5 protein-coding genes are annotated in these 5,787 nt (G+C 62.2%); all 5 read left to right on the top strand.

What is annotated here, in order from left to right; genetic code table 11:
* Positions 1 to 1,176 precede the first annotated feature (1,176 nt).
* Positions 1,177 to 1,626: a hypothetical protein gene (locus tag AC1DS3_RS34195; protein WP_441641167.1), complete on the top strand. Its 450-nt coding sequence runs from the start codon at positions 1,177 to 1,179 to the stop codon at positions 1,624 to 1,626.
* Positions 1,627 to 1,935: 309 nt separating this feature from the next.
* Positions 1,936 to 2,556: a hypothetical protein gene (locus AC1DS3_RS34190; protein WP_441641166.1), complete on the top strand. Its 621-nt coding sequence runs from the start codon at positions 1,936 to 1,938 to the stop codon at positions 2,554 to 2,556.
* The gene (locus AC1DS3_RS34185; RefSeq protein WP_441641165.1) at positions 2,553 to 3,545 is read left to right on the top strand and encodes a DMT family transporter; all 993 of its coding nucleotides are present in this window, start codon (positions 2,553 to 2,555) and stop codon (positions 3,543 to 3,545) included. Before AC1DS3_RS34190 ends, AC1DS3_RS34185 begins: the two co-directional genes overlap by 4 nt.
* A gap of 22 nt (positions 3,546 to 3,567) precedes the next feature.
* A complete protein-coding gene (locus AC1DS3_RS34180) occupies positions 3,568 to 5,163 on the top strand; it encodes an amidohydrolase family protein (protein ID WP_477128915.1) in 1,596 nt (531 codons plus the stop codon).
* The coding region (locus AC1DS3_RS34175) for a GTP-binding protein (protein WP_477128914.1) at positions 5,163 to 5,787 on the top strand (625 nt) is incomplete at its 3' end. The genes AC1DS3_RS34180 and AC1DS3_RS34175, both read left to right, overlap by 1 nt.

Below are 5,787 nucleotides of genomic sequence, written 5' to 3'. Positions count from 1 at the left end.
GGTTCTGACTCAATGAGCCATTAGCAGCAATGATGGCTTCGACATTCATCGTTGTCATCACATTGATGGTGATGCTCTGGGTTGAATCTACGGCCGCCTTGCCTTTGACGGGTGCATTAGCTTCTGCCATGATGGTCTCCTCGCTTCGCGCCTACTCTTTTTCCGGTTTTCGGCAATCCCGGTGAATTTCACGATAGGTCTGGTTAGCCATATAAAAAATAACATCGACGACGATTTTATTAAAATCACACCTCGCCCATTCAACGTGGTTTAATCTGATTTGCGCGGTATGATTCAGCGTCTTTGCTGATTATCTGTATTGGGGTGATCAATGCCGGACACCGGAACGCGGCGTTTTATTTCGTCACGATGTGGAGACTAGGCCAGCGCATGACTCATTGCAAATTCGTCAGGCTTATATCAGACGTAACTGTTGAGCATTGAGGCGCTATTTCATAACGCGCACGAGTGATTATTTTTCGAATCCCCTATATAGGAGGGAAATCCATCTAAGATAGACCTCAGCAAGCCCTGTAGGCGGTATGTGGATGAGGCTTGCGACGAGGTGGTCGAGGTTCTCTGCGATCGGGTCGTACACGATGGCTGCGTGTTGCGATCAACGCCAGAGGCCGATCAGCCCAGCTTTGGCAAAATGGAGATTCGGGATATTGCTTCTCAGCTAGGCAAGCGGTCCAGTCCTTTTTTGTTCCAGCGGCATCGCATTGAGGATGCGTTCCGGTAAGACGGCAAGCTGTGTTGGCGACCCCTGCGGCAATGGGCCGCCTCGCGGCCCGCCGACGCCGCCCGGGTCTTCATCGCTCGGCACATTCGGCGCGGAATGTCGGAAGCGGCAAGGCGCCCAAACTGGCAACTTACACCGTCAGGAAGGAGGGGCTCTAGGGGGGCCGGCCAAGCAATCCGGATCGGCCATTGCAGAATAAAGGAAGCTCTCCATGAACCCGCAACGCGCCAACCAGGGTCTCGACCGGTAAAGAGGTAGGCCTGCGGGCAAGGGGCCCTCTGGGCAATTACGTCAGATTCTACGTAGAAGGTACGGATACCCCCAACTTACGCCCCCTCGTGCGTGCCGCAATAGGCATATTTTCGAGAATATCGAGTCATAACTTTCATATGTGAAAGTCGCACCATCTCGTCACTCCGGAGGATAGGTGTCGCATGGGGCACTTCTCGCCATCAAAGTACGCCGATCATGGGAAGGACTTCACGCCGGGACTTTCTTGTCTCAGTACGGCCGCGATTGCGGATATGCTGGATCAGCGAAGGATCACCAGTGGAATATCGGAGGATGACCAAAGGCGGCTGTCTGCGGTTGTATCGTCCGACACCGTTGCAGGCTGGCTCGGCCGCGGTGTGTGCGCGCGTAACGCGGGGGTCCTGCTTACGGTTCATCCGCGGCAAGCCTGGCGGGAGTTCAGGCGGCGCTTGGCCCTCGATGGGCTGGAAGGGACGACGTTGCGCGCCGCGCTGCTTGGTGGTCCTCCACTTAACTTCACTGGGACGCGCGCATTCAAGAAGGTAAGTTTCGTGGCGTTGTGCGAGACGGTGCTGTTCTACCTGCGCGTGCAGCTACCCGACGCAAATGCGCGTCTTGGCCGTGGCCGGTAGCTTGGCCGGATACTCGGCGACATCCTGTGAGGTCCCGCCTGCACCGGCGCCATCGCGTGGCGCCATCAGCGAATGCCAACCCGAGCCGGGATCTTCCCTCGCTGGTCGAGCGGTACCACGGCCAGCACGACGGCCTTGGGTAGTGTTATCGCAGCGCATGTGATGCAGTTTGATCCCCCGGCTATCGACGGCACCAGGCAAGATAGTATGGTCCGTAGGATAGAAGGCTCCGCGATTCATATTGTCCGTTGGAAGTGCTTGGCGCACGTCGCATCTATGCTCTTTCCATCGACAACGTGGAGGCCTGCTATGAATCGACGACAATTTGCCACCGGCAGCGGACTGGCGCTGCTTGCATTTGGCGCGCTGGCGCAAGAGAAGACTGGGATCCGGCCACAGCAGACCGACGTGGCCGGCGTCGACAGTACGCTGGCGGGCCAGGCCGCGGTGGCCGTGCGAAGCGGTGAGTCGGTGCAGGACGCCTTTGCACGCTTTGCCGTAGTCGCTGCAAAGGCGATGCCTTTTCTCCACATGACCGCCCTGGTCGCGAAGGCATCTGTGGCCGGCGGCGCAGACGGGCCAGGTGACGTGCGCCGACTTTATTCCAGCGTTCCCTCGGCCTATCCTGTGGGGGGCTGGAAGCATCTCGGGGGTAGCGAATGGGCGGAGCATGTCCTGCAGCAGCAGCGCGTACTGGTTGCCGCCGGCGATGTCGCCCTGGCTCGCTACTTTCCTGATCACGCACTGCTGCGCTCGCTTGGCACGCGCACGCTGATCAACGTGCCAGTGGTGGTTTGCCGTCGAACCGTTGGGGCATTTGCCTTCCTATGCCAGCACGAAGGTGTGGCTCCCGCCGCACTTGCGCAGATCGTGTCACTGGCACCTAGTGCTGCTGCGGTGTTCGTACTGGGCGCAGGGGAGCAGGCGTGAACGGGGAGGCCGCTGCTCTGCTTCAGGGCGTGCCGGAGGCCGCCACGACCATAGCTGCGACGCAGAAATCGACTGCCGAGCTGAATGACGCCGACGTTTCTGGCACTCCCAGAGTCCGAGCGTGGCTACCCATGGCCTTGGCGGTCTGCGCGCTCTTGATCTGGAGCACGCTCGCCGTGTCGGTGGTCAGCTTGTCCGGTCTGTCGCCGCTGTTGACCACGGGCGTGGCCTTGGCTGGAGGCGGCATCATCGGGCTGCCATGGGTTGCCTGGAGACGGCTGGAGCCGGGTGCCGTGCTAGTGGGCAGTCTGGCCATGTTGGGCTATCACGCGCTCTACTTCTTGAGCCTGAAGACCGCCGATGCCGTCGCGGCCAACTTGCTGCACTATCTGTGGCCGCTGTTCATCATTTTACTGACACCGCTCATGCTGCAAGGCTACAAGCTCACCCGAAGCCATGTTGGCGCCGGCGTGCTCGGCTTCGCCGGTGCGGCCGCCTGCCTTGGAGCGGTACCGGTGTTCGGTGCCGGCGCAGGGGTCGGTTTTGCGCTTGCACTCGTGTCGGCGCTGATCTGGGCCTATTACTCGGTCTGGTCGCGGCGCTTCGCCGAAGTACCCACGGCCACCGTTTCTCTCTACTGCCTGCTTGCCGGCTTGGCTTCGCTTACAGCCTACGCGGTGCTTGGCCAACTTCCTGCGTACGACAAGCTTGCGCTGGGCGGCGGGATGCCATCGCTGGCACCCAGGCATTGGCTTACCCTGGCGTACCTGTCGCTCGGACCGCTGGGCGGCGCCTTTTATCTGTGGGACTACGCCATGAAAAAGGGCAACCCGCATCAGGTGGCGCTGCTGGCTTATGCGGTGCCGGTGGTGTCCACCCTCTTCGTCAGCTTGTTCCTTGGCCGCGGCATTGATGTCGCCACGATGATCGGCGCGGTGCTGGTCACGGTGGCGGTGGGCATCGGCAACCGCGCCAGCCCACGGCGCTGACATCAACCTGGAAGGGACTGACATGGAAAAAACAAAGGTGGCGGCCATTGAGATCGGCGAGGAAATCGTGGCGGGGTTCGCAAAGTACGGGCTGCCTGGCGTGGCGCCAGCGCGCAGCCGCGATCGTGGCTTGGGGCCGTTTCCTCGCATGGTCCTGCGCGGCGCTACGTTGATCGACGGCACCGGCGCTCCCCCCTGGGGCCTGGTCGACATTGTGGTCGAAGGCAACCGGATCGCCGACATCGTTAGCGTCGGTACACCTGGCTTGCCGATCCGCCCCGAGCGCAGACCGGCGCAGGCGGAACACGAGATCGATTGCGAAGGTCGCTTTGTTACCCCAGGCTTTGTCGACAGCCATGCGCACATCGGCGCACCGTTCCACGCGGCAAGCGGCAACATGCCGGGAGCGGACTACGTCTACAAGCTGTGGCTGGCACACGGCGTGACTTCCGTCCGGGAGGCTGGTTGCTTCAACGGCCTGGCCTGGACGCTGGAGCAGAAGGCCGCCTCGGCTGCGCACAGCATCGCGGCACCGAGCCTGTACGCCTATGCCTATTTCCCGGCCATCAACGACTACCTGAAGACCATCCACACGCCCGCCGCCGCACGTGAGTGGCTGCGCCGGCTTGCCGACAAGGGTGCGGATGGCGTCAAGTTCTTCGGTGCGCCCCCTGCGGTCATGGAGGCCGCGTTGGACGAGGCACGGAACCTCGGGCTGCGCACCTGTTGCCACCATGCCACACTGGCGGTCAGCCGCATGAATGCGCTGACCACGGCCCAGTGGGGCCTGACCAGTTCGGAACATTCCTACGGTCTACCGGAAGCTCTGTTCGAGGACCGCACTGTCCAGTCATTTCCCTCGGGCTATCACTACAACGACGAATACCTGCGCTTCGCCACGGCGGGTACCACCTTCTTGCAGGCTGYACAACCCGGCAGCGCGAAATGGGAGCAGGTGCTGGACGCCTTTCTTGCCGCCGGGCACACATTCGTGCCCACCATGAACGTCTACGATGCCAACCGCGACCTGATGCGTACACGCCGCGCCGACTGGCACGCGCGCTTCACCGATCCCACGCTGCTGAAGTACTTCGAGCCGCACCGCGGGGGCCATGGATCGTACTGGTATCGATGGACCACGCAAAACGAAGTCGAGTGGCGCGAGACCTTCCGCCTGTGGATGCACTTCCTGCGCGACTTCAAGAACCGCGGTGGCCGCGTCTGTGCCGGCAGCGATTCGGGATTCATGTACCAGGTCTACGGCTTCGGCTTCGTGCGCGAGCTGGAACTGCTGCAGGAAGCGGGCTTCAACCCCCTGGAAGTGCTGCGCGCCGCGAGCTACCAGGGTGCGGAGTTGCTCGGGCTGGAAGCCGAAACCGGGTCGGTCGAGGTTGGCAAGCGCGCCGACCTCCTGGTCCACGACAGTAATCCGCTCGACGACTTCAAACTGCTCTATGGCACGGGCGCGCTGCGGCTGGACGAGGCGCGCCAGCGCGGTCAATGGCAGCGCTGCCTGCGCACCACCATCAAGGACGGTATGGTGTTCGACACCCAGGAACTGCTGGACGACGTTGAAGGGATGGTGGCAGCGGCAAATGCCACCGAGGACGGGCAGTAATGGAAGCGCCGGCCGAGTTCGTGGTGCTGTCGGGTTTCCTCGGCAGCGGCAAGACCACGCTGCTGGGCGACCTGTTGGCCGCCGATGATGATGGCCGCACGGCTGTCATCGTCAACGACGTAGGGCAGGTCAATATCGATGGTGCGCTGATCGCTGTGACCGCTGGCGTGCCAATGGCCACGCTTAGCAACGGCTGCGTCTGCTGCAGCCTGACCAACGATCTGCAGTACACCATCGAGGCCATGCTGGAGACGCGGAGGCTCTCCGGCGCGCCGGGCTTCCGGCGCATGATCCTGGAGTGCAGTGGGCTATCCGATCCCGGTGCGGTGTTGCGCAGCCTTTCCGAGCTGGCGCACTTGCGCATGCGCGTGCGTGTGGTGACCACCTATGCCTGCGACAGGCCGATGGCGGATCGGGAGGAGTTTGGCCTGGCTGCCGCGCAACTTGCCGCTGCCCACGTGATCGTCCTGACGCGAATGGACGTCGCCGACTCCGAACAGGTCATGCAAGCTACGGCGTTGGTTCGTGCGCTAGGCGCCATGGCCACGCTGGTGGCCGAGCGCGACCGGCACGTACGTGCCCTGCGCGCCTTCGACGAGACTCACGCAGCGGAACCCACGCTCC

Source organism: Cupriavidus sp. 01L46 (assembly GCF_056399905.1).
Note: the sequence above shows the minus strand (reverse complement) of the source record. Positions and strands in the feature narration are given on the sequence as shown.

What these genes read in the sequence shown, in the direction of transcription:
- AC1DS3_RS34195 (WP_441641167.1), top strand. Translation starts at nt 1,177, where the DNA reads ATGGGGCACTTCTCGCCATCAAAGTACGCCGATCATGGGAAGGACTTC.
- AC1DS3_RS34190 (WP_441641166.1), top strand. Translation starts at nt 1,936, where the DNA reads ATGAATCGACGACAATTTGCCACCGGCAGCGGACTGGCGCTGCTTGCA.